Raw genomic sequence first — 23,463 nt, 5'->3', positions numbered from 1 at the left:
TTGTCGTCCCCCCGGGTGCGGGGGACCAGGAATTCCTTCTCCAGGGCCTTGACTCTGGCCTCCATGGCGGAGAGGCGCTCGCGGGTGCGCTCCAGCAGGGCGGCCTGAACCTCGAATTCTTCCCGGGTCACCAGATCCATGCGCTGGAGGGCGCCGGACAGACCGGCCTTCAGGTTCTTCTCGATATCCGACTGAACGTGCTGCACCGACTCGGGCATCATGCCGCTCAGCTTGCGTGCCATCTCATCCAGGGTCTTGCTGTCGATCATGGCGGTTACCTCCGTGGTCTTGCGTGTGTTGATCCCCATTCTAGTCGTCTCGGCAGGGATGGGGGAGTGGCGGGGGTTCGCCCCATTTTGGTGCGTCCATGGGGTGCATTTGCCCAAAACGGCGCGTCTGCCTGGGGCGATTATTTTCGTGTGTTTCCAATCTCTTGAAATAAAGGATAAAAAAAACTGGCACGCTCCCTGCTATTGCTCCGTTGAAGCACTTTTTCAACCACAGCAAAAACCATTAGCTCAGGAGATCGACACATGCACAGCACGTTCAAGAAGGCCGCCATTACCAGCGCCGTGACCGCCGCCCTGCTGGCCGGTGGACTGGTGACGTCCACGGCTTCCGCCGAGATCAGCGCCAACATCGGCTTCACCAGCAACTATCTGTTCCGTGGTGTGACCCAGACCGACGATCAGGCGGCAGTCCAGGGTGGGCTGGACTTCGAACATGAAGGCGGTTTCTACATCGGTACCTGGGCCTCCAATGTGGACTTTGGCGAGGATGACGATGGTAACAGTGGTGCCGGCTACGAGATCGACGCCTATTTCGGTGTCGCCGGTGAAATCGGTGCCTCCGGCGTCGGGTTCGACGTGGGCTACATCTACTATGCCTATCCCAGCCTGGATGACGCCGATCTGGGCGAGATCTACGGCGCCCTGGATTACATGGGGCTGTACGGCATGATCAACTACCTGACCAATGCCGACGACAGTGACTTTGAAGGCACGATCTTCTATGAGCTGGGTTACGCCTTTGACGTCATGACCGACATGACCCTGGGCGCTACCGTGGGTCATGTCGCCTGGGATCAGAGTGACTGGGACGATTACACCTGGTGGTCCCTCTACCTGACCAAGGCTACCTCCATGGGTGACTTCACCTTCGCCTACACCCAGAACGACATTGATGACAACGGTGGAAATATTGACGACCCGCGCTTCAACGTCTCCTTCGTCATGAGCTTCTGAGAACCAGGAATCTCTCAATCACATCAGGACACGGCCTGCCGGACGCGGGCCGTTTCCCGGGAGCACCCGACATGAAACTAGTCACTGCCATCATCAAGCCGTTCAAGCTGGACGACGTGCGCGAGGCGCTCTCCGAGATCGGGGTGCAGGGCATCACCGTCACGGAGGTCAAGGGCTTCGGGCGCCAGAAGGGTCACACGGAACTGTATCGGGGGGCCGAGTACGTGGTGGATTTCCTGCCCAAGGTCAAGCTGGAAGTGGCCGTCGACACTGCCCTGGTGGACCAGGTCATCGAGGCCATCAGCAAGTCGGCCAATACGGGCAAGATCGGGGACGGCAAGATCTTCGTCTTCCCGCTGGAGCAGGCCATTCGCATCCGTACCGGAGAGACCGGTTCCGACGCACTGTAAAACCATAAGCCGACCACTGTCGGCGGGGGACATACCGTGGAAAGCCAAGTCATAGAAATTGCATACGCCCTGGATACGTTCTATTTCCTCGTATCCGGCGCGCTGGTCATGTGGATGGCCGCAGGGTTCACGATGCTGGAGGCCGGCCTGGTCCGCTCCAAGAGCACCGTGGAGATTCTTACCAAGAACATCGCGCTGTATTCCATCGCCTGCATCATGTACATGCTGATCGGCTACAACATCATGTACGGGGACGGCTTCAACTCCCTCATCCCGAGCTTCATGCCGCTGCTGAGCAGTGTGGATAACTCCGTTGAGGAAGTGTTGCTGAGCGACGGCGAGATCTACTACTCCAACCTGTCGGACTTCTTCTTCCAGGTGGTCTTCGTCGCTACCGCCATGTCCATCGTCTCCGGTGCCGTGGCCGAGCGCATGAAGCTTTGGGCATTCCTCATCTTCGCCGTGGTCCTCACTGGTTTCATCTACCCCTTCCAGGGTTTCTGGAGCTGGGGCGGCGGCTTCCTGAGTGAGCTGGGTTACCTGGACTATGCCGGTTCCGGCATCGTGCACATGACCGGTGCGGTGGCGGCCTTGGCCGGTGTCCTGCTGCTTGGCGCACGTAAGGGCAAGTACGGTCCCAAGGGGCAGATCAACGCCCTGCCGGGTGCCAACATGCCCCTGGCCACCCTGGGTATCTTCATCCTCTGGCTGGGTTGGTTCGGCTTCAACGGCGGCTCCGAGCTGAAGATATCCGATGTAGAATCCGCCAATGCCGTGGCCCGCGTCTTCACCAACACCAACCTCTCCGCCGCCGGCGGTGTGGTAGCGGCCCTGATCACCTCCCGCCTGTTGTTCGGCAAGACCGACCTCACCATGGGGCTGAACGGCGCCCTGGCCGGCCTGGTGGCCATCACGGCGGAACCGCTGATGCCCCATCCGTTGCTGGCCACCACCATCGGCTTCATCGGTGGCGTGCTGGTGGTGTTCTCCATCGTGCTGCTGGACAAGATCCGGATCGACGATCCGGCCGGCGCCATCTCCGCTCACGGTACGGCGGGTATCTGGGGTGTGTTCGCGGTGCTGCTGTCCAACCCGGACGCCAGCTTCGTGGCTCAGCTGGTGGGTATCCTGTCCATCTTCACCTTCGTCTTCATCATGAGCATTATCTTCTGGCTGATCCTCAAGTACACCATGGGTATCCGTGTCAGCGAAGAGGATGAACTGAAGGGCGTGGACATCGCCGAATGCGGCCTGGAGGCCTATCCGGAGTTCACCGCAGGACGCAAGTAAACGCCTCTTTTGAAGTGTGAGTGAGATGACTGCGGGCGCCATCGGCGCCCGCTTTTTTTTAACCGCAGAGATTTCTTCAAGGGTGTGGCAAAGCAGCCGTACAGACCGGGCCGGATCAGGACGTGAAGGGGGTCAGCCTGCCTGGGTCCGCAGTTCCTTGGGCAGGGAGAAGGTCACCTTTTCCGGGCGTCCCTGGTGTTCCACGATGGTGTCCACGCCCAGGGGCCGCAGGTGGTCCAGCACCTGTTGCACCAGCAGTTCCGGCGCTGAAGCGCCGGCGCTGACGCCGACCCGCCGGCGACCTTCCAGCCATTGGGGCCGGATGTCTTCGGCACCGTCGATCAGGTAGGCCTCCACCCCCAGCTTTTCGGCGATCTCCCGCAGCCGGTTGGAGTTGGAACTGTTGGGAGAACCCACCACCAGGATCAGGTCGCATTCGGCGGCCAGGACCTTGATGGCGTCCTGCCGGTTCTGGGTGGCGTAGCAGATGTCGTCCCGGCGCTGGCCCTGGATGTGGGGAAAGCGCGCCCGCAGGGCGTCCACGATGCCCTGGGTGTCGTCCATGGACAGGGTGGTCTGGGTCACGTAGGCCAGGGTTTCGGGGTGTTTCACGTCCAGCCGGGAGGCGGCCTCGACGTTTTCCACCAGATAGATCTCGCCGCCCTGGCTGCGGTCATACTGGCCCAGGGTGCCGTCCACCTCGGGATGACCGGCATGGCCGATGAGTACCACTTCTTCGCCTCGGGCGGCGTGGCGGGCCACCTGCATGTGGACCTTGGTCACCAGCGGGCAGGTGGCGTCGAAGACCCGCAGGCCCCGGCGACGGGCCTCGTCGCGGACGGTGCGCGGCACGCCATGGGCGCTGAAGATGACGGTGGCCCCATCCGGGACCTGGTCCAGCTCTTCGACGAAGATGGCACCCTTTTCCCGCAGCTCGTTGACCACGTAGCGGTTATGGACCACTTCGTGACGGACGTAGATAGGGGTGCCGAACAGATCCAGTGCCCGTTCGACGATCTCGATGGCCCGGTCGACGCCGGCGCAGAATCCGCGAGGATTGGCGAGGAGGATGTGCATGGTCAGGCCCGATGGCTGTGTGTTGGCGGGGGTCGAGTGTACAACAGTTGCCCATCGGCTTCGAATGACCCCATTTCCTCTGTGGGCGGGGCTATTTTGTGTCCACGGCCAGGATCTCCACCGTCACTGTCACGGTTTGTCCCGCCAGGGGGTGATTGAAGTCCACCGTCACGCCGTCTTCCCGCAGCTCGCGGATCAGCCCCGGGATCTGCTCCCCGGTGGGGGTATCGAAACCCAGCACCAAGCCTTCTTTGAGGGGCAGGTCCGGGGGGAAATCGTCACGGTCCAAGGTCTGCACTGCCCGAGGCGAGGCAAAGCCGTAGGCTTGTTCCGGGGGCAGGGTGACCGTGCGATGGTCACCGGCGGCAAGGCCCATGACCACGGCCTCCAGGCCCGGCAGGAGTTCACCCGTGCCCACGGTGAAGGTGACCGGCTCGCCCCCGTCCGTGCGGGTATCGTCCGCCACCGCGCCGTCTTCCAGGCACAGGCGGAAATGCATGCGGACCCGGCTGCCGGGGCGGATCATGAGGCCTTGGGCGGGGGGTTGGCCCCCTGCAGCAGGTTGGCGGCAATCAGCCAGACGGCGCCCACGGTGATGGCGCTGTCGGCGATGTTGAACACGGGCCAGTGGTAGCCGGCATAGTGCATGTCGATGAAGTCGATCACGTGGCCATGCCAGATCCGGTCGATGACATTGCCGATGGCGCCGCCGACGATCAGCGCCAGACCCGCCGCGGTGCCGGCCTCTTCCCGTTGGAGCTTGGCCATCCACCACACCAGAATGATGCTCACGCCGATGGCGAGGAGGGTGAAGAACCAGCGCTGCCAGCCGCCGGCGTCACTGAGGAAGCTGAAGGCCGCCCCCTGATTGTAGACCAGGGTGAAGTTCAAAAACGGCAGAATCTCCATGGGGGCGAACTGCACCAGCTGGTATTCCGCGATCCGCTTGGTGATCTGGTCCAGGACGATCACGGCGAAGGAGAGCCATAGCCATTTGATCATGTTTTTTTCCGTTTTCTGTTGGCGCCCCTCTCCCGCCAAGGGAGAGGGGATGGGGTGAGGGCGGTGTGTCGATCAGGCAAAGGCCCGTTGCTCCCCCGTGCCCGCGACATTCTCCACGCAGCGTCCGCACAGTTCGGGGTGCCCGGCATCGGCGCCCACATCCGCCCGGTGATGCCAGCAGCGGGGGCACTTGGGATGTTCGCATCGGGATACCCGGATGGCCAGGACATCGCCCTCCGGGAGGGTGGTCGTTACGGCGTCCGTCGAGGCCTGGCTGCGGCCCTGCACCCGGGCATAGGAGGTGATCAGCACGAACCGAAGTTCATCACCCAGGCGGGACAGGATCTCCCCCAGGGGACCGTCACAGTACAGGTCCACCTCGGCGTCCAGGGAGGCACCGATGCTGCCGTCGGCCCGCAGCTTTTCCAGTTCCCGGCTGACGAGCTGACGCACTTCCAGTACCCGGTGCCAGTCGGCGGCGCTCAAGGGGCCGTCCTCCGGCAGCGGGGAGAGATGTTCATACCAGGTGGTGAGCAGCACCGAGGCCGGACGCTCCCCGGGGATGTGGTGCCAGATCTCCTCGGCGGTGAAGCTCAGGATGGGTGCCAGCCAGCGGGTCATGGCTTCCACCACGTGGTACATGGCGGTCTGGGCCGAACGGCGGGCGCGACTGTCCGCCTGGGTGGTGTACTGGCGGTCCTTGATCACGTCCAGGTAGAAGCTGCCCATCTCCACCGAGCAGAAATTGTGGACCCGCTGGTATATCTGGTGGAACTGGTAACGCTCGTAGGCCTGGGTCACATGCTGTTGCACCTTGAGGGCCTGATCCACCGCCCAACGATCCAGCGGCAGCATCTGTTCCGGGGGCAGCAGATCCTGGGCCGGATCAAAGCCGTTGAGGTTGGCCAGCAGGAAGCGGGCGGTGTTGCGCATGCGCCGGTAGGCGTCGGCGGTACGCTTGAGGATCTCGTCGGAAACCGCCATCTCGCCGCTGTAGTCGGTGGCCGCCACCCACAGGCGCAGGATGTCGGCCCCCAGGGTGTCCATCACCTTCTGCGGTGCCACCACGTTGCCCTTGGACTTGGACATCTTCTGCCCCTGGGCATCCACCGTGAAGCCATGGGTCAGCACCGCCTTGTAGGGGGCTTCGCCCCGCATGGCCACGGCGGTAAGCAGGGAGGACTGGAACCAGCCCCGGTGCTGGTCGGAGCCTTCCAGGTAGAGGTCCGCCGGCAGGCCCAGCCCGGTCCGGCGTTCGGTGACGGTGGCATGGGTGACGCCGGAGTCGAACCACACGTCCAGGGTGTCGCCCAGCTTGTCGAAGCGGTCCGCGTCATCGCCCAGCAGTTCCTGCGGCTCCAGGCTGAACCAGGCCTCAATGCCTGCCTGTTCCACCCGTTGGGCGACGGCCTCAATGAGGGCGGGCGTATCCGGGTGCAGGGCGCCGGTTTCCTTGTTGACGAACAAGGGGATGGGCACGCCCCAGTTGCGCTGACGGGAGATGCACCAGTCGGGGCGGTTGGCCACCATGCCCTCGATGCGGGCGCGGCCCCAGTCGGGAACCCAGCGCACCTTGTCGATGGCGGTCAGTGCGGTTTCCCGCAGTTCCGCCTTGTCCATGCTGATGAACCACTGGGGGGTGGCACGGAAGATGATGGGGGTCTTGTGGCGCCAGCAATGGGGGTAGCTGTGGCGGATCTTCTCCATCTTCACCAGCATGCCCCTCTCCTCCAGTACCTGGAGGATATGGCCGTTGGCCTCGTTCACGCTTTCCCCGGCGAACAGCTCGGTACCGGGCAGGAAACGGCCGTCACCACCCACCGGGTTGTCCACCGGCAGGTCGTAGCGGCTGCCCACCACGTAGTCGTCCTGGCCATGGCCGGGCGCGGTATGAACGGCGCCGGTCCCCGCTTCCAGAGTGACGTGTTCCCCCAGGATCACCGGTACCTGACGGTCATAGAAGGGGTGTTGCAGCAGCATGCCCTCAAACAGGGCGCCCCGGGCATGGCCCACGATGCGCCAGTCCTCGAAGCCGTAGCGCTGCATGGCCGCTTCCACCAGGTCCCGGGCCAGCAGCAGGCGTTCGCCGTCGACCGCCACCAAGGCGTATTCCAGTTCCGGGTGCAGGGCCACCGCCTGGTTGGCGGGTAAGGTCCAGGGGGTGGTGGTCCAGATCACCACCGAGACCGGGCCGGCCGCGGTGTCGTCCAGCACGTTGAGACGTCGCAGGACGTCCTCGTCGTCCAGGGTGCGGAAACGTACGTCGATGGCGGGAGAGGTCTTGTCCTCGTATTCCACTTCCGCCTCGGCCAGGGCAGAGCCGCAGTCCACACACCAGTGCACCGGCTTGTCGCCCTTGAGCAGGTGACCGCGTTCGATGATCGTCCCCAGGGCGCGGATGATGTCCGCTTCCACCTGATAATCCATGGTCAGGTAGGGGTTGTCCCAGTCGCCCAGCACGCCCAGGCGTTTGAAGTCCTCCCGCTGGCGATCCACCTGCTCATGGGCATAGGTGCGGCAGGCCTGGCGGAAGCCGGCGGCATCGGCGCCGCGGGCGGCCTTGCCCAGCTTGCGTTCCACCTGCAGTTCGATGGGCAGGCCGTGGCAGTCCCAGCCGGGGACATAGGGGGCATCAAAGCCCGCCAGGGTGCGGCTCTTGACGATGATGTCCTTGAGGATCTTGTTGACCGCGTGGCCGATGTGGATGTCGCCGTTGGCATAGGGCGGGCCGTCTGCCAGGACAAAGCGGGGACGGCCCTCGCTGACCCGGCGGATCTGCCGGTACAGATCCTGCTGCTGCCAGTCGGCCAGCATCTTGGGTTCCCGCTGGGCCAGGTTGCCCCGCATGGGGAAGTCGGTCTGCGGCAGGTTCAGGGTATCTTTATAGTCAGCCAATGTCGTATTACCTCAGTCGGTCCCGCGTGGCGCCGGTGGTGTGGGGGCCGCGAAGAATTGCCGGGCCTGTGTCGCGTCCAGTGTGATCTGTTCGCGCAGGGCCTCCAGTGAAGGAAAGCGTTGTTCGTCCCGCAGGCGGTGCAGCAGGTCCACGTGAAGGTGGCGGCCGTAGAGGTCCCCGTCGAAGTCGAACAGGTGGACCTCCAGTCGGTTCTGTATCCCGCCCAGAGTGGGGCGGGTGCCCGCATTGGCCACCCCCTGCAGGGGTTCCCCCGGCAGGCCGAAGACCTCGACCGCATAGACCCCGCGCACTGCCATGGGGCTTGGTCCCAGGCGCAGGTTGGCGGTGGGAAAGCCCAGGGGTCTGCCCCGCTTGTCGCCGTGGGCCACTCGGCCGTTGATGCGGTAGGGGCGCCCCAGGAGTTTTTCCGCCTCGGTCATGTGACCCAGGCCCAGGGCGTGGCGGATGCGCGTGCTGCTGACCCGCTCGCCGTCGATGTGGAAGGTGTGCATGTGGGCCATCTCGAAGTCATGCTGCCTGCCGGCGGCCTTCAGGGTCTGGAAATCACCGCTGCGGTCTCTGCCGAAGCGGAAATCATCTCCCACCACCAGATAGCGCACCCCCAGTTTTTCCACCAGCAGGATGCGGATGAAATCCTCCGGGGACATCTGCGCCAGGGCGGCATTAAAGCGCAGGCACAACAGGCGGTCCACGGAGAAGCGGCGCATGGCCAGGAGCTTGTCCCGAAACCGCTGCAACCGGGGTGGGGCGTTGCCCCCCATGAAGTATTCCCGGGGCAGGGGTTCAAAGCTCACCACTGTGGTGGGTAGGCCCAGTTCCGCCCCCTTCTCGGCCAGCTGCCCGAGCACGGCCTGGTGCCCTAGGTGGACACCGTCGAAATTGCCGATGGTGACCACCGAGCCCCGGTGGCGGGACCTCAGGTTGTGGGCACCGCGAATCAGTTCCATGGGAGTTGGTCGCAAAAGGGCTGAGTATACTAAGGAGCGGCCGGGCTTTGACAGGCTTGCGGGGGTCATTTCAGCAGGAAGGCCCTGGGTCTGACCCCCGTGGCGATCAGTGCCCCGCCATAGGCGGCCGCGCCCAGGCCGATCAGACCCAGCAAGATCAGTACCCGTTCCCGGGCGATCCAGGCACTCCACTGAGACGATTCCGGGGTGAGCATCAGTAGCAGCCCCGCCATCAGTCCCGTCGCCAGGATCAGCCGCCACCACAACCCCGACCAGCCCGGCAGGATCTGCAGCACCCCGTCCCGGCGCAGGCCCCGATAGAGCAGGGCGGCGTTCAGGTAGGCCGACAGGGACGTGGCCAGGGCCAGGCCGGCATGGGGACCCGGCCAATCCATGAAGACCCAGGGCACCACGATGATCAGGTTCAGAACCATGTTGGCCAACATGGCAATGATGCCCACCTTCACCGGTGTCTTCGTGTCCTGTCGGGAAAAATAGCCCGGGGCCAGGATCTTGATGAGGATGAAGGCCGGCAGGCCTGCAGCGTAGGCCATCAGGGACATGGCCGCCATGCGGGTGTCGCTCTCCAGGAATTCCTGGTACTGGATCAGGCTGGACAGGATCGGTGCCGCCAGCAGGATCAGGCCCAGGGCACAGGGGATCGCGATGAGCAGTGACAGCCGTAGTGCCCAGTCCAGGGTGCGACTGAAGGCCATGGGGTCTTCGCCGGCATGCTCCCGGGACAGACGGGGCAGGATCACCGTGGCGATGGCGATGCCGAACAGGGCCAGGGGCAACTCCACGAACCGGTCCGAGAAGTACAGCCAGGTGATGGAGCCGGCTGCCAGGAAGGAAGCGATCAGGGTGTCCACCAGCAGATTGATCTGCACCACCGAGGTGCCGAAGATGGCGGGGAGCATGAGCCGGCCGATACGCCGGACCCCGTCATGGGCCCGTTTCAGTCGCGGTCGGGGCAAAAGGCCCACACGCATCAGGAACGGGATCTGGAAGGCCAGTTGCACCGCCCCGGCGATGAACACCCCCCAGGCCAGTGCCACCACCGGCTCCGCGAACAGAGGCGCCCCCCAGATGGCGGCGGCGATGAGAGAGAGGTTCAGGAACACAGGGGTGAGGGCGGGCACGGCGAAGCGCCCTACACTGTTCAGGATGCCGCCGGCCATGGCGGTCAGGGAAATGAACAGCAGGTACGGGAAGGTGATGCGCAGCATCTCCGAGGCCAGGGCATGGCGCCCGTCTTCGCCGTGAAACCCCGGCGCGAACAGACTGATCAGGAGCGGGGCCGCCAGTACGCCCAGCAGGGTGACCAGGAACAGCACCAGGGTGAGGGCGCCGCTGACGTGGTTGAGCAGATCCTTGAGTTCCGCCGTGCCGCGTTTTTCCCGGTATTCCGCGAACACCGGCACGAACGCCTGGGAAAAGGCCCCTTCCGCGAACAGGCGGCGCAGGAAATTGGGGATGCGAAAGGCGACGAAAAAGGCGTCGGTGGCGCCGCTGGCGCCGAAGTTCACCGCCAGCACCATGTCCCGCAGGTAGCCGAACAGGCGGGAGATCAGGGTCATGCCGCTGACCACGGCGGTGGATTTGATGAGTCGGCTCATGGGGCGGGTGATGGGTGGGACCGGGGACGATACGATACCGGATCACGGCGCCGGTGTGTGGGATGCACCCCGCGAAGGGCGGGGTGCATCCGTAGCTCATTCGATTTTGATGTAGGCAAACCCCTCCCGGTTCTGCAACTCGGCGATGCGAACCACCCCGGAAGGCACCAAGGTGACGCCCTCGTGGAGTGCATCGCGGTCCAGATTCACCGAGCCGCGGGTGATGTCGCACAGCTCCAGCCTGACCCCGTGCACCGCCACCAGACTCCCCAGCCGTCCCTTCAGGTTCTCCCGCTGGGCGGCCAGGGCCTCATCCTCGGCAAAGGGGGTGCCGGTCATGGGGGCGTCGGTGAGAAAGCGGATGCCGTGGGCGACGAAGACGATGCGGATATCGTGATCGGTCAACTGGTTCTCATAATGCACCACCATGTTATTGATGCTGGTGAGCATGGCGCTGAAGCGGCGCGGATCGGCAAAGTCGGCGTGATAGACTACCCGGGCCTCCGGCTCGGCGGCGTGGGCCTGCCAGGCCGGCAGCGCTAAGGTGACGGCCAGCAGGCCGAGCAGCAGCCAGGCCGGGGTGGTGGCGCGCAGGCGTGCGGTGGCCGGGGATTGCGTTGGGTGCGACATGGTGTGTGCTCCTCTGGTGGTGCTTGCCTTCTGTGGGCGTTGTTGTTCAATATTTCGGGCAATCCGGCGTGCGATCATCGGGACGGTACCCATGGCAGCCATCGTTGCGGTACCATACCCGCCGGCATCGCCCGGCATGCGCCGTGGTTGACATCCCCTTGCATTCCATGCAAACTCCCGTCCTTTTCCGGAACTGACCCGATTTTTCAGGAGATTCACCTTGGCTAACATCGCCTCCGCTCGCAAGCGTGCCCGCCAGGCCGAGACCAATCGCCAGCGCAACATGGCTACGCGTTCGCGCTTTCGCACCGCCGTGAAGAAGGTGCTGAAGGCCGTGCGTGCCGGCGACAAGGACGGTGCTGCATCCGCCTACCAGGCCGCCGTGCCGGTGATCGACAAGACCGTCACCAAGGGTATCATCCACGCCAACAAGGCCGCTCGCCACAAGAGCCGTCTGAACACCCGCATCCGCCAGATGTAATACCGGCGGGTCGGGTTCTACTTCCCGGCCGTGATGATTGATGTACCAGGAAAGCCCGGCAATGCCGGGCTTTCCTGTTTTTGCTCCCTTCTCCCCGTCGCTAGACCAGTACCAGATTATCCCGGTGGATCAGTTCCGGCTCATCCACATACCCCAGGATGGACTCGATCTCCTCCGCCTTGCGGCGCATGATCCGGCGGGCCTCGTCCGCGGCATAGTTCACCAGTCCTCTGGCCACCGGCCGGCCGTCCGGATCCAGGCAGGTCACCACGTCGCCCCGGGAGAAGCGGCCTTTTACATGGGTCACCCCTACCGGCAGCAGGCTGCGGCCGGCCTCGCGGATCACTCGGGCCGCCCCGGCATCCAGGATCAGTTCCCCCTTGGAGACCAGCTGTCCGGCAATCCACTGCTTGCGGGCCGCCATGGGTTCCCGGTCGGGACGCAGTAGGGTGCCCAGTTCCTCGCCGGCGGCGATGCGCTCCAGTACCGCCGGATTGCGGCCGGAGGTGATCAGTGTGTGGGTCCCGGAGCGGGCGGCGCGGGAGGCGGCGGTGAGCTTGGTGGCCATGCCGCCCCGGCCCAGGCGGCCGAAGGTGGGGGCCACCAGCTTGAGCAGTTCCGGGTCCGAGGCCAAGCCCTCGGTGACCAGTTGGGCGTCAGGGCGGGTGCGTGGGTCACGATCGAACAGGCCCTGTTGATCGGTGAGGATCACTAGCAGCGAGGCTTCCACCAGGTTGCAGACCAGGGCCGCCAGGGTGTCGTTGTCACCAAAGCGGATCTCTTCCGTGGCTACGGTGTCGTTTTCATTGACCACCGGGATGGCCCCCAGGCGCAGCAGGGTGCGCAGGGTGCTGCGGGCATTGAGATAGCGGCGTCGGTCGGCCAGGTCCTCGTGGGTGAGCAGTACCTGGGCGGCGTGGAGGCCATGGCGTTGGAAGCGGCTTTCATAGGCCTGCACCAGACCCATCTGGCCCACGGCGGCGGCAGCCTGCAGTTCATGCAGGGCGTGGGGACGTTCGGTCCAGCCCAGGCGACTCATGCCTTCGGCCACGGCGCCGGATGACACCAGCACCACCTCGTGGCCGGCCTGGGTCAGTCGGGCCACCTGTTCGGCCCAGTCTTCCAGGGCGGGCAGGTCCAGGCCCCGGCCTTCATCGGTGATCAGGGCCGAGCCGATCTTGACGACCCAGCGGCGGGCCTTACCCAGTTGTTGACGTGTCGGTGCCATGTTCTTCCAGGTATCTCATGACATGTTGTACCAGGGCCTCGGTGCCCTCGCCGGTGGCCGCAGAGATGGGGAACACCGGTCCGGTCCACTCCAGTGCTTCCACCAGTGCCCGGCAGCGGGCCTTCCGCTCCTCGGCCGGGATGAGGTCCACCTTGTTGATCACCAGCCAGCGAGGGCGTTCCAGCAGTTCCGGATCGTACTGTCCCATCTCGTGCTCGATGATGTGAACTGCCCGGGCCGGGGAGTCTTCCGGATTCGGTGGCTCCATGTCCACCAGATGCAGCAGCAGCCGGTTGCGGGAGAGGTGCTTGAGGAACTGGATGCCCAGGCCGGCCCCTTCCGCGGCACCCTCGATGAGGCCGGGGATATCGGCCATGACAAAGCTCTGCAGCGGACCGACCCGGACCACGCCCAGGTTGGGATGCAGGGTGGTGAAGGGGTAGTCCGCCACCTTGGGGTGGGCGCCGGAAACCTGGGAAATGAGGGTCGATTTACCCGCATTGGGCAGGCCCAGCAGGCCCACGTCCGCCAGCACCTTCAATTCCAGGCGCAACTGGCGCAGTTCCCCGGGGGTGCCGGGCTTGGACTGGCGCGGGGCGCGGTTCACCGAGCTCTTGTAACGGGCATTGCCCAGGCCGTGAAAGCCGCCCTGGGCCACCAGCAGGCGCTGGCCGTGTTCCACCATGTCGCCGATGAGTTCGTCCGTCTCCGCGTCGTAGCACAGGGTGCCGATGGGTACCGGGACCTCCAGGTCGGCGCCGGACTGGCCGGTCATGTTGCGGCTGCGACCGTTTTCGCCCCGTTGGGCCTCATAGAAACGCTGGAAGCGGAAGTCCGCCAGGGTGTTCAAGTCGTGGCTGGACACCAGGTAGACGGAGCCGCCGTCCCCGCCGTCCCCGCCGTCGGGGCCGCCGAAGGGCACGTATTTTTCACGGCGAAAGCTGACGCAGCCGTTGCCGCCGTCCCCGGCTTTGACCTTGATGGTGGCTTCGTCGACGAATTTCATGGCATGACCGGGTAGAGTGGGGGTGGTTGGAGGTGGGTAATCATTCGGGATGATAGTCCCATCGGGCCGGGTCTGTCAGGCCGGCGGGGTAGGGTCTGGTACGAAAAAAGCCCCGGAAACCGGGGCTTTTCGAGGGTGTGTCTCGACCCTACGGGTGGCCGATCAGGCCGGCACCACGCTCACGAACTTGCGGCTCTTGGGGCCCTTGGTCTCGAACACCACCTTACCGTCCGCCTTGGCGAACAGGGTGTGGTCCTTGCCGCAACCCACGTTCACCCCGGGGTGGAACTGGGTGCCGCGCTGACGAACCAAGATGTTGCCCGCGAGCACGATCTGACCGCCGAAGCGCTTGACGCCAAGGCGTTTGCTCTCTGAGTCGCGGCCGTTACGGGTGCTGCCGCCTGCCTTCTTATGTGCCATTTCAAGTTACCTCTTCATCAACCGGAGATGGAAGTGATCTCCACCTCGGTGAAATGCTGGCGATGCCCCATGTGCTTGCGGGAGTGCTTGCGACGACGGAACTTGATGATTTCCACCTTGTCGGCACGTCCATGGGACTTGACGGACGCGGTCACCTTGCCGCCTTCCACGAAGGGTGCGCCAACCTTGACGTCTTCGCCGCTGCCGACCAGCAGGACGTTGTCGAATTCCACTGAGGCGCCGGATTCCGCGTCGAGCTTCTCGACCCGGATCACGTCACCTTGGGCAACCCGGTACTGCTTGCCACCGGTAGCGATAACCGCGTACATCTTGTTGATCTCCAGAAAGGGTCGAATCCAAAGACGCGGAAGTTTACCTTGACCGCAAGCAGTGGTCAAATACTGAAAACACCAAAACCCCAGGACACGCCTTGACACTGAACAGCTCGCTTCCTAGCATGCCCGAGGTTTCCTGCCCGAGCGAACGATTACCACCCATGGACCTTAACCAGATTCGCGACCTGATCGCCGATGACATGAAGGCGGTGGATGCCTGCATCCTGGAGCTGCTGTCCTCTCCGGTGGTGCTCATCAACCAGCTGGGCCACTACATCATCAGTGGCGGCGGCAAGCGGCTGCGGCCCATGATGGTGCTGCTTTCCGCCGGTGCCTGTGGCTACCAGGGCCGACATCACATCGAGTTGGCGGCGGTGATCGAGTTCATTCACACCGCCACGCTGCTGCATGACGACGTAGTGGACGCCTCGGAACTGCGCCGGGGGCGCGAGACGGCCAACGCCCTGTTCGGCAACGAGGCCAGCGTCCTGGTGGGGGACTATCTCTATTCCCGTTCCTTCGAGCGTCTGGTGGCCATCGGCAACATGCGCGCCATGCAGATCCTCTCCCATACCACCAGCACCATCGCCGAGGGCGAGGTGATGCAGCTCATCAACTGCCACGACGCGGACACCACGGAAGCGCGCTACATGCACGTGATCCAGTCCAAGACGGCCAAGCTGTTCGATGCCGCCAGTCGTCTGGGGCCGGTGCTGGCGGAGCTGCCGGATCCGGCGGAAGCGTCCCTTGCGGCCTACGGCATGCATCTGGGTACCGCCTTCCAGCTCATCGACGACGTGATGGACTACAGCAGCAGCAGTGAGGAGATGGGCAAGAACATGGGGGACGACCTGGCCGAAGGCAAGCCCACCTTGCCGCTGATCCACGCCATGCGGGTGGGCAATGCCGAGGACACCGCCGTGATCCGCGAAGCCATCGAGCAGGGCGGGCGGGAGCATGCGGACCGGGTGCTCAAAGTCATCCAGTCCACCGGCTCCATCGACTACACCCGCCAGGTGGCCGAGGCCGAGGCCCAGCGGGCGGTGGAGAGCCTGTCGGTGCTGCCCCCCAGCCCCCACCGGGATGCCATGGCGGCCCTGGCCCATTTCTCCGTGGGGCGGGTGTTCTAGCATTGAATGAGATGTTGGACTTTTTACGCGTCTCGTAGCAGAATACGCAGCTTCCCGGGGCCAACGGCCCGAGAGTCAGTTTACGGAGTGTAGCTCAGCCTGGTAGAGCACCGTCTTCGGGAGGCGGGGGTCGAAGGTTCGAATCCTTTCACTCCGACCAGTATCGAAAAAGCCCCGACGCGAAAGTGTCGGGGCTTTTTTGTGCGATCGTGAATCCATCCACGCGCAAAAAAGGCCCGGACTGAGCCGGGCCTGGTGTCGTCGGAATGTCAGTGGCTAGCCCCGTGAGGTTTCGGGGGCGGCGTCACCGAAATATCGGGGTGGTGTCAGAGCCGTTACCGGAAAATCCGGAGAAGCTCTCCTGGAAGCCGGCATCCAGCTCTCTGGCCTTGAGGGTGACTTCGTGGACACAGGCACGGGTCTCGCCACTGCTGGTCTCGGCGAAGAACGTGTCCTGCAGCTCCCCGGTTTCCGGGTCACGGAACTGATTTTCATGGAAAATCTGACCGGAGGGTGACCACTCCAGTGTGCCGGGTATCCACCGACCACGTCCCTCGTCCCAGATGAACTGGGCATCCCAGTAAAGGTCCTCGAACGCGATGGTATAACAATTGCTGGTGACGGCACTGCCGGGGGCCTGCTGCTGGGCAAACCTGGCCCGTTGCAGGGCCTGGCCAAGACGCGTCTGCTTGTCCGCCTGATGGGCCTGGCGCTGGGCGGCGGCCGCGACCCGGGCAGGACTCGGGGCATCCCGATCCAGAGTGGGGGGGGCGTCCCTTTCCACCCATGTTCCGTCCGTGACCCAGTCAAGGTCCTGCCATTCGACCAAGGTCACCTCGATGGTGTCACCATTGGTGATGGCCCCTGCCGGCAAGGTGGCCGGATCGAAGGGAAGATCCGACAGGTCCTGATCCACCTCCTGCCAGGCGACCCAGCGTAATCCACAGTTGAGACCGTCCGGGTCGCAGACCTGGGTCTGGTAGGTACTGGAGTACTCGTTGTCTCCATCAAGCATTTCCAGCATGGGGAGGCTCAGGGCGAACAGGCCGGCTTCCCGCCGTTGCCGTTCATCCTCTTGCCGGTTGTCGCGAGAGGCCTCAATATACATCTCGGGCAGCACCACGAAGGCCCGGTTGCCGGATTCCGGGGCATAGTCCTGGAGCAGGGCGCCGGTACTGCCCACGTACCAGTAGATTCCGACGGATTCTTCATCGTTGAATTCGTCGTCTTCGTCCCATGCCTCATCCCAGCCCCAGCCGGGTGTTACCCAACCTCGGTCGGTATTGGTGCGCCAGACCACGCCCTGGGACAGGCCCGGCAGGAATTCCGGGCCGAAGAAGCTGTCTTCCCTGTCGTAATGGTGCTCGTCCCCGCCCTTGAACAGGATGTGTACTCCGGTGAGCCGGTTGCCCAGGCCCAGCATCGCCGCCGGGCTCTGGGTGCCGGCACGGCCCGGCGCCCAGTCAAACCCCCGGGCATTGTTCAGTTCCTGCAGGTTGAGGGTGCCGTCGATGCCCCAGGTGGCGCGCAGCATGTTCAACGCCACCTGATGCTCGCCCTGGTCCAGGTTCACCAGGGTCGCGCTGCGCGAGAGGGGGTCGCCCGATGTGTCGCCATCAGACCAGCTGTCGGCCACGATCAGGTAGGTGCCCGGGGTGAGGGCGATCTCGCCGCGGGGATTGTCGGCAGTGAGGGTTGTCCTGTTGACCGGATTTTCCCGGTCTATCCAAAGCCCTTCCTGGTCACCATGGTAGCCATGGTCGAAGTCGCCGAGGCGCTCCGCCAGTTCATCCCAGGAGCCGTAGGGGAAGGGGAAGGCACGGACCTCGATCAATTGGGTTGCGGGATCGATGTAGCTTGCCTGGGCATCGCCGCTGCCCGGCAGCCTGGCGCTGACCGCCACCACGGCACTGCCCGGCAGGTTGGCGTTTGACTGTGCTTGGGTGTTGCCGGTGTCGGAGTTGCACCCGGTCAGGCCGATCCCGGCGGCCACCAGGGTGGCCAGCAGGGTCTTGCGGAAAGGGATCTGCGTCTGCATGGCCCTTGTCTCCTTGTTCTGAGCTTTCAGAGTGGGCGGTGTCTGTGTATGGATGCTCATTGGATGATCACCTCCACATCGGCCCGGTCGGCGGTGACCCGCAGGCTGAGATCGCGGGTGGTTTCGGCACCTTCATGATCGACCACTGTGAGTCTGACGGTGTAATTCTTAAGTGCCGGTGCCAGTTCTCCGGTCGGGATGGTGGCTTCGGCGCCTTCACCCTGCCAGGCCACGACGTCATCCAGCATCACGTCCCAGAAGTATTCCAGGTCGTTATCCGCGGTGAAGTCATCAATGGCCCGTGCCCGCAGGTGGATGGCCTGTGCGTTGCGCTCGGGCGCCGTTTCCGTGGCGGGAACGGTGTTGGGGGTGACCGAGGCGGAGAGGATCTCCGGTGGCTGATTTTCCACCACGGTGAGGTTGATGGTGGCCGTGGCGGTAGCCTGGCCATCGTTGGCCGTCACCGTGATCCGTCCGCTGGCGGCATCGATGATCGTGAAGGCATCGCTCTGAACCGAAACCGCCATGGGCTGTTCACCCTGAGTCCAGTCAAAGCTCAGGGCGTTGCCATCCGGGTCATGGGCATAGGCGGTGTAGGTGACATCGCTGCCTTCACGGACGCCGTTGTCCACACAGCTCAGGTTGAAGCTGGTGCCGCTGCAGCGCAGGTCCGTGGTCTGTGTCTGTCCCTCAATGGTTCGACTGATGCGGGTGATGCGCGGGGTGCGGTTCTCCATCGGATCGATCTGGATCGTGCGGCTGAGTTCGCCGGAGCTGGCGCCCTGGCTGTCGGTGGCTTCCAGGGTCACGGTCAGTTCGCCGGCCGCCTCTGGTGCAAACCGGATGGTGCGGCTGAGGTAGCCGCCTTCCGCGGTCTGCGAGGTGAAATCACCGCAATTATTGCTGACGCAGGTCAGGGTGACCGCGTCGCCGTCGGCGTCCCAGGCGGTCACTTGCAGGCCAAGGGACTGGCCCACAATGCCCGTGGCGGGAGCGGACATGCTCAGGGTCGGTGCCTGATTGGGCACCTCCAGGGCCACTTCGACGGTGATGCCGTCGTCGGTCAGCTCCGGATTGGTGAGTGTGCCGTTGACGTTGAAGTCTGCCTGGACATTGCCCGTACGTACGTTCATGTCCACGCCGCAGGGCACATCAAAGTCAAATCCCCCATCCTGACCGGAACGAGTGGATTGCCAGAAACGGCCGCCCTGGGCGGTGACGGAGCGGTTGGCGACCGGTGTGTCCCCTCGCAGGACCTGACCTTCCAGACGACAGGTATAGGGGTTTTCCAGGGTGATGGTCGACGCTGCGCAGTCAGTACCCTGGCTCGGCGTGATCGCCAGGGTTTCCGTCCGCAGGGCTCTGGGGTTCCAGAGGGTGAACTCCCAGCCACTCAGGGAGAGATTGTCGGCGGCCAGGGTGGTGAAGCGCAGCTGCCCGTTGCTCACATGGGTCCACTGGCGGCCCCCATCCGGCAGCGAGATGTTCACCGTGCCGCTGAAGGGCGTGGTGGCATCGCCTTGGCCAAAGCGGATGTCGGCCGCGGCGCAGTAATCGGTGACATCACCGACCACGATGGGCCAGTCGATGTTCAGCCAGCTGACCCAGCTGTTGCCGTCGTTGATCTCCAGGCGGGCGTAGAGGGTGCCATCGAAGACCACCGGGTTGACGACACCGCTGCTGTACAGGGTACCGTTACGGTCCGTCTCCAGGGTAGCCGGCCCGGCATATTTCCAGCTTCCGCCGGTGTACAGGTAGATGGGGACCTGGATGCCGTCCATGTCTTCATTATGGTCCTGGGTGATGGTGTTGTAGGTGCCGGGGGGGACGCGCAGCAGCACCGACGGGTTGCCCTCCGATGCAATGGCCGGGTCGTCGTTGCCGAAGTCCACCGCCAGGTTGTTGCCGTTCTGATCCGACAGGCGCAACTGGGTGAAGGCGGTGGAAATCAGACGATACTCTTCAGGCACTTCCTGTGCCCCGGAAGCGCTACCGCTGCCGATGGCGTCCGGGTCCAGGGTGACGCCGTCCAGTTCGGCCCCGAAATTACCGGTGCCGACAAAGTCGCCGGGGAAGGCCTCCGCGTCGGCGGCCTCGCTGGGATCGAAGTAGGCCATGGCGGCGGTCACCGCGCTGGTACCCTCACCCACTCGGGCTGCCGGAATTTCCAGCTGTACCTCGACATCATCGTCGCTGGCGGCGGCCAAGGCCCCGCCGGCCACGACGGCACGACTGCCGTCACCCCGGCGTACCACGCCGAACTGCAGGACGGCCTGTCCGCTGGCATTGAAGACCACGTTGTCCACGGCCTGCACGGCCACCTGCTCCGCCGCCAGTGCCAGATCCAGGGTGACTTGGGTGCCGGGCTGCAGGTCGCGGAAGATTCGGCTGGTCTGGATGTAGCCTTCACGAACGACTTCCGCCAGGATCCGGTCGGCGTTGCCAAACGCTTCGGGTACGATCAGGGTGAAGCGACCGTTCTCGTCGGTGGTGCCGGTGACGGGCTCATCGTTGAGCCGATTGGCCGGATCCCTGGTGGAGCCGTTGTAGAGCCAGACGCGGATGGTGGCATCCTCGATGGGCGCCGCGCGCAGATTGCGCGCGCCCATCGTGGCTTGGGAGGCAATGGCACCGGTGGCGCCGGCGGCACCACTGCGATCATCCCCCGCGATGATCTGGCCGGATACCTGGAATGCGGTGCCGGCCGATGATACCGGCGGTTCTCCCGGAGTGGGGGTCTCTGGTTTTGGGTCATTACCACCACCACCGCCGCCACACGCGGCCAGTGTGACCATCAGCGCCAGTGAGCTGCTGATCTTGAGCGCGGTGATCGCGCCATGGGGCGTGAATCTTGCCCTGTTTCTTTGATTTGGTACGGTCATCGGGTGTGTCTCCTTAATGGCCGAGGCATGTACGACACCCGATTTTGTCTGGCGAAAGCGGGTGTCTTTGAGAAAAACGCGGGAGCGAGCGTGAAAAAGCGCCGAAAAAGCCGGACTCTGCTAAATAGCTAGCACCGAGTTCCCCATGTCCCCATGAGTTGGAGACAAAAGGGGGGTATGTGCCGATAAGCGGCGCTTCTGTTGATGTGTGCGAGGATAAGAGGCAGTAATCCAAACCCGGCTTGGCGCGGGTTCGAATCGGTATGACACCCTTAATGGCGTGGACGAAGAGCATGGCCCACGACTATGAGCGTGGTCGGCGCATACGGACAGTCGACCGGTTGTCACCCTGATGGCTCAGGGTGTCGACTCTTTGTAAACCTCTTGAGGCATGGGTTTGAAAAGTCAGGAAATTTCTCTCAATGCCAGTCCCAGGGCCATGAACCCGCCGCTGGCCAGGCTTTCCAGGGCCGCATGTCGATCCATCCACCGGACCAGGGTCGGGCTGATGTGGTAGTACCGGGCGATGATCTGTCTTCCCCAGTCGGTTGCGGCCAGTTTTTCATCCCGGAATCTGCGAAGTTCGGCCAGTGCGGTTTCCGCCCGGGCATGCCGGCTACCTCCCAGCGCGGCGGATACCAGGCACCGCTCTCTGTCATCACTGCTGGCGTCCCTGGTCCTGCCGTCGTTGCCGGGAACGGTGGAAACGGCACGGCTGAACAGGTATTCGGAGCAGCCGGTGGCATCATGGCCGGCACAAAGTCGATAGCGTAACTGGACATTTCCCATGTCGCCCACCGGGTCCAGATAGGTGTTGGCCTGGGGTGAAAGGCGTGCCAGCGCCTGATAGGCACTGTTGCCGATGCGTCGGTCCAGTTGCAGCCACTGAGCGTGTTCTGCGTGTTCTGGGTGGTTGCGCCAGCGCAGACGAATGCCTTGCCCCGTGGATTCCACCGTCAATTCGGAAGGGGGCAGGGGCGGCGTTTCAAGGCTCAGGGCGGGAGACCAGCTCGACAGTCCCGCGTTGTTTCCGGCGCGTATCCGATACTCGTAGGCGGTGGCCTCCGAGAGCGTGGCGGATGAGTCAAGGTACTGTGTCAACTGGCCGTCAGCCTGTGTCACCAGAGGCAGGAAGTCGTTGGTTTCACACCTTCCCTCGGCTGTCTGATGCCGAAGGCAACGCTGGATTTCCAGATAATCCGTCCGCGGACTATTGTTCAGCCACTCCAGTTGTACCCCCGACGAGGTGCCGGTACCTTGCAGATGGGTGGGTTGAAACGGGGGCAGGGTGGCGGGATCGGTGTGGAGTAGTGCGGAGAGATCGAGCAGGCCGCCGGTGAGCGTGGGGTGAGGTGGTTCCGTGGGCGCGACCGTCAGTAACACCCGCTCCCGCACCCGCTTCCAGTCCGCCCGTGTCAGTGCCGGGTCATGGGCCCAGAGCAGGGCGGCCGCACCGGTGACCATGGGTGCGGCCATGGAGGTGCCGGTCTGGCGGCAGTAGCCCGCCGCCGGTGAGTTGCTGCAGTTTCTCGTCGTCGGCCAGGTGCTGAGGATGTCCTGACCGGGTGCGGAGAGGTGAACGGTATCGGCACCGAAGTTACTTGAGCGTAGCCGAGTGCCCGTGCGTGTGCTGGCTGAGACCACGATGATGTTGTCCAGCCGGTGGGCGGCGGGAAAGACCGGGGACTGATCCAGGTCCAGGCCGCTGTTGCCGGCCGCCGCCACCAGGATGACGCCCTGTTCGCGGGCGTAGGCAATGGCCTCATACTCCGCTTGGGAGTTACCGCGGTACTCATAACTGGCATTGATGATATGTGCCCGCCCCGCCTCGGCGGCATAGTAGATGGCTTCGACCGCATCGGAGACGTGCCCGGTGCCGTCTGCCGCCAGGAACTTGAGCGGCAACAGGCTTGCCTGCCAGCTGATGCCGGTGATCCCCAGCGCGTTGTCGCCGCGGGCGCCGATGATGCCGGCGACATGGGTGCCGTGGCCGTTGTCATCCATCGCATCGTTGCCGGGAGGGTTGGCTGAACGGTTGCTGACGAAGCTCCAGCCGTTGTGGTCATCCGGGTAGCATTCCAGGCCTTCGGACCGGCGCCCGGGACAGTCGGCCTCGGTCTGTGGGTTCGGGTTCTGCCAGATGCTGTCGCGCAGGTCTTCATGCCCATGGTCGATCCCCGAGTCGAGTACGCCGACCACTATCTGCGTCGCGTCCGTGGATAGGCCCCAGGCTCCCGGTGCTCGGACATGATGAGGGTTTTCAGTGTCGAACAGGGCCCATTGGTCACTGAATAGGGGGTCGTTGGGATACAGGGCGGTCAGGCGGATGCGGTAATTGGGTTCGGCATGGGCGACGCCGGGTTGCTGGCGGTACCAGAGAATCGCGGACTCCAGATCCATGCCGGGCGGTATTTGTGCGCGGCGCCATCCCCGCCGCAGGGTTCGCGGTCCCAGGGCATCCCGATGGGTGGCAATGACAAAGGCAGTCGTTTCATCCCGGAGTCGAATCAGGATATCGTCTGCTTCGACCGCCATGTCATCTCGGGTGAGAGGGATGACGGCGTCGCCCTGATGATGCTGGGACGATGCCGATTCCTGTCCAGACAGTGCGGGCGCCAGCAGGCACAGGCAAAGGATCATGTACTCTAGGGATCTTCTCAAGGCTGGATGTCCCTTGGTGTGGAGAGATCGAATGTTCGCTGTCGGACCGGATATCTTTGCATGACGTAGGGAGGAAGTCTGCTTGCCGGACATGGTAACTTCTGCAAGATGATGTTCCGACACCCATGTGACTTTATGACACCACA

At 64.0% G+C, this 23,463-nt stretch carries 20 protein-coding genes and 1 tRNA gene; 6 read left to right on the top strand and 15 right to left on the bottom strand.

Annotation, left to right across the window (positions count from 1 at the left end):
- Positions 1-269: accessory factor UbiK family protein (locus tag LQ952_RS11135; protein ID WP_238622714.1), on the bottom strand; the 269-nt coding region annotated here is incomplete at its 3' end.
- Between the two features lie 264 nt (positions 270-533).
- Between LQ952_RS11135 and LQ952_RS11130 the strand changes: the two genes are divergently transcribed.
- The 3 genes from LQ952_RS11130 to LQ952_RS11120 all read left to right on the top strand — a co-directional run bounded on the left by LQ952_RS11130 (position 534) and on the right by LQ952_RS11120 (position 2,944).
- On the top strand, positions 534-1,244 hold the full coding sequence (locus LQ952_RS11130) for a TorF family putative porin (protein WP_238622713.1): 711 nt from the start codon (positions 534-536) through the stop codon (positions 1,242-1,244).
- Between the two features lie 71 nt (positions 1,245-1,315).
- Positions 1,316-1,654 (top strand): P-II family nitrogen regulator, encoded by a 339-nt coding sequence (gene glnK, locus LQ952_RS11125; protein WP_238622712.1) that lies wholly within the window; start codon positions 1,316-1,318, stop codon positions 1,652-1,654.
- Between the two features lie 36 nt (positions 1,655-1,690).
- Positions 1,691-2,944: an ammonium transporter gene (locus LQ952_RS11120; RefSeq protein WP_238622711.1), complete on the top strand. Its 1,254-nt coding sequence runs from the start codon at positions 1,691-1,693 to the stop codon at positions 2,942-2,944.
- A gap of 132 nt (positions 2,945-3,076) precedes the next feature.
- Here the strand turns inward: LQ952_RS11120 and ispH are convergent, their stop codons facing one another.
- From ispH to LQ952_RS11085, 7 genes are all read right to left on the bottom strand, one after another.
- Positions 3,077-4,021 carry a 4-hydroxy-3-methylbut-2-enyl diphosphate reductase gene (ispH, locus tag LQ952_RS11115; RefSeq protein WP_238622710.1) on the bottom strand — a complete coding sequence of 315 codons (945 nt, stop codon included), beginning with the start codon at positions 4,019-4,021 and terminating at the stop codon, positions 3,077-3,079.
- 91 nt (positions 4,022-4,112) lie between these two features.
- Positions 4,113-4,547: an FKBP-type peptidyl-prolyl cis-trans isomerase gene (locus LQ952_RS11110; RefSeq protein WP_238622709.1), complete on the bottom strand. Its 435-nt coding sequence runs from the start codon at positions 4,545-4,547 to the stop codon at positions 4,113-4,115.
- Positions 4,544-5,062 carry a signal peptidase II gene (gene lspA / locus LQ952_RS11105; protein WP_274522003.1) on the bottom strand — a complete coding sequence of 173 codons (519 nt, stop codon included), beginning with the start codon at positions 5,060-5,062 and terminating at the stop codon, positions 4,544-4,546. The genes LQ952_RS11110 and lspA overlap by 4 nt, the downstream gene beginning before the upstream one ends.
- 33 nt (positions 5,063-5,095) lie before the next feature.
- Entirely contained in the window at positions 5,096-7,918 is a 2,823-nt protein-coding gene (gene ileS / locus LQ952_RS11100; protein WP_238622707.1) for an isoleucine--tRNA ligase, read from the bottom strand.
- A gap of 12 nt (positions 7,919-7,930) precedes the next feature.
- Positions 7,931-8,887 carry a bifunctional riboflavin kinase/FAD synthetase gene (gene ribF, locus LQ952_RS11095; RefSeq protein ID WP_238622706.1) on the bottom strand — a complete coding sequence of 319 codons (957 nt, stop codon included), beginning with the start codon at positions 8,885-8,887 and terminating at the stop codon, positions 7,931-7,933.
- A gap of 65 nt (positions 8,888-8,952) precedes the next feature.
- Positions 8,953-10,506 carry a murein biosynthesis integral membrane protein MurJ gene (murJ, locus tag LQ952_RS11090; RefSeq protein WP_238622705.1) on the bottom strand — a complete coding sequence of 518 codons (1,554 nt, stop codon included), beginning with the start codon at positions 10,504-10,506 and terminating at the stop codon, positions 8,953-8,955.
- Positions 10,507-10,602: 96 nt separating this feature from the next.
- On the bottom strand, positions 10,603-11,136 hold the full coding sequence (locus LQ952_RS11085; RefSeq protein ID WP_238622704.1) for a DsrE family protein: 534 nt from the start codon (positions 11,134-11,136) through the stop codon (positions 10,603-10,605).
- A gap of 220 nt (positions 11,137-11,356) precedes the next feature.
- Here LQ952_RS11085 and rpsT point away from each other — a divergent pair, with 220 nt between their 5' ends.
- On the top strand, positions 11,357-11,617 hold the full coding sequence (gene rpsT, locus LQ952_RS11080) for a 30S ribosomal protein S20 (protein ID WP_238622703.1): 261 nt from the start codon (positions 11,357-11,359) through the stop codon (positions 11,615-11,617).
- 100 nt (positions 11,618-11,717) lie between these two features.
- Here rpsT and proB read toward each other — a convergent pair whose 3' ends face one another.
- From proB to rplU, 4 genes are all read right to left on the bottom strand, one after another.
- Positions 11,718-12,845, bottom strand: coding sequence for a glutamate 5-kinase (gene proB / locus LQ952_RS11075; protein ID WP_238622702.1), 1,128 nt, complete (start codon positions 12,843-12,845; stop codon positions 11,718-11,720).
- Positions 12,817-13,851, bottom strand: coding sequence for an Obg family GTPase CgtA (cgtA, locus tag LQ952_RS11070; RefSeq protein ID WP_238622701.1), 1,035 nt, complete (start codon positions 13,849-13,851; stop codon positions 12,817-12,819). Before cgtA ends, proB begins: the two co-directional genes overlap by 29 nt.
- Positions 13,852-14,013: 162 nt before the next feature.
- Positions 14,014-14,271: a 50S ribosomal protein L27 gene (gene rpmA, locus LQ952_RS11065; protein WP_008931406.1), complete on the bottom strand. Its 258-nt coding sequence runs from the start codon at positions 14,269-14,271 to the stop codon at positions 14,014-14,016.
- A 17-nt stretch (positions 14,272-14,288) separates the two neighbouring features.
- On the bottom strand, positions 14,289-14,600 hold the full coding sequence (rplU, locus tag LQ952_RS11060; protein ID WP_238622700.1) for a 50S ribosomal protein L21: 312 nt from the start codon (positions 14,598-14,600) through the stop codon (positions 14,289-14,291).
- Between the two features lie 167 nt (positions 14,601-14,767).
- On the opposite strand from rplU, the gene ispB reads away from it, so the two are divergent.
- Together ispB and LQ952_RS11050 are read left to right on the top strand one after the other, a co-directional pair.
- Positions 14,768-15,736, top strand: a complete 969-nt coding sequence (ispB, locus tag LQ952_RS11055) for an octaprenyl diphosphate synthase (RefSeq protein WP_238622699.1) — start codon at positions 14,768-14,770, stop codon at positions 15,734-15,736.
- Between the two features lie 83 nt (positions 15,737-15,819).
- Positions 15,820-15,896: transfer RNA gene (locus LQ952_RS11050), tRNA-Pro, on the top strand.
- Positions 15,897-16,040: 144 nt separating this feature from the next.
- Here LQ952_RS11050 and LQ952_RS11045 read toward each other — a convergent pair.
- The 3 genes from LQ952_RS11045 to LQ952_RS11035 all read right to left on the bottom strand — a co-directional run bounded on the left by LQ952_RS11045 (position 16,041) and on the right by LQ952_RS11035 (position 23,317).
- Entirely contained in the window at positions 16,041-17,774 is a 1,734-nt protein-coding gene (locus LQ952_RS11045) for a hypothetical protein (RefSeq protein ID WP_238622698.1), read from the bottom strand.
- A gap of 56 nt (positions 17,775-17,830) precedes the next feature.
- Positions 17,831-20,656 carry a hypothetical protein gene (locus LQ952_RS11040; protein WP_238622697.1) on the bottom strand — a complete coding sequence of 942 codons (2,826 nt, stop codon included), beginning with the start codon at positions 20,654-20,656 and terminating at the stop codon, positions 17,831-17,833.
- 405 nt (positions 20,657-21,061) lie between these two features.
- Positions 21,062-23,317, bottom strand: a complete 2,256-nt coding sequence (locus tag LQ952_RS11035; RefSeq protein WP_238622696.1) for a S8 family serine peptidase — start codon at positions 23,315-23,317, stop codon at positions 21,062-21,064.
- Between the last annotated feature and the right edge of the window lie 146 nt (positions 23,318-23,463).

It is taken from the genome of Ectothiorhodospira lacustris (genome assembly GCF_022227785.1).
Lineage (GTDB): Bacteria > Pseudomonadota > Gammaproteobacteria > Ectothiorhodospirales > Ectothiorhodospiraceae > Ectothiorhodospira > Ectothiorhodospira lacustris.
Note: the sequence above shows the minus strand (reverse complement) of the source record. Positions and strands in the feature narration are given on the sequence as shown.

Coding starts and splice junctions, on each gene's coding strand:
- LQ952_RS11130 (WP_238622713.1), top strand. CDS start 534: ATGCACAGCACGTTCAAGAAGGCCGCCATTACCAGCGCCGTGACCGCC.
- glnK (WP_238622712.1), top strand. CDS start 1,316: ATGAAACTAGTCACTGCCATCATCAAGCCGTTCAAGCTGGACGACGTG.
- ispH (WP_238622710.1), bottom strand. CDS start 4,021: ATGCACATCCTCCTCGCCAATCCTCGCGGATTCTGCGCCGGCGTCGAC.
- LQ952_RS11110 (WP_238622709.1), bottom strand. CDS start 4,547: ATGATCCGCCCCGGCAGCCGGGTCCGCATGCATTTCCGCCTGTGCCTG.
- ribF (WP_238622706.1), bottom strand. CDS start 8,887: ATGGAACTGATTCGCGGTGCCCACAACCTGAGGTCCCGCCACCGGGGC.
- murJ (WP_238622705.1), bottom strand. CDS start 10,506: ATGAGCCGACTCATCAAATCCACCGCCGTGGTCAGCGGCATGACCCTG.
- LQ952_RS11085 (WP_238622704.1), bottom strand. CDS start 11,136: ATGTCGCACCCAACGCAATCCCCGGCCACCGCACGCCTGCGCGCCACC.
- proB (WP_238622702.1), bottom strand. CDS start 12,845: ATGGCACCGACACGTCAACAACTGGGTAAGGCCCGCCGCTGGGTCGTC.
- cgtA (WP_238622701.1), bottom strand. CDS start 13,851: ATGAAATTCGTCGACGAAGCCACCATCAAGGTCAAAGCCGGGGACGGC.
- rpmA (WP_008931406.1), bottom strand. CDS start 14,271: ATGGCACATAAGAAGGCAGGCGGCAGCACCCGTAACGGCCGCGACTCA.
- rplU (WP_238622700.1), bottom strand. CDS start 14,600: ATGTACGCGGTTATCGCTACCGGTGGCAAGCAGTACCGGGTTGCCCAA.
- ispB (WP_238622699.1), top strand. CDS start 14,768: ATGGACCTTAACCAGATTCGCGACCTGATCGCCGATGACATGAAGGCG.
- LQ952_RS11045 (WP_238622698.1), bottom strand. CDS start 17,774: ATGCAGACGCAGATCCCTTTCCGCAAGACCCTGCTGGCCACCCTGGTG.
- LQ952_RS11040 (WP_238622697.1), bottom strand. CDS start 20,656: ATGACCGTACCAAATCAAAGAAACAGGGCAAGATTCACGCCCCATGGC.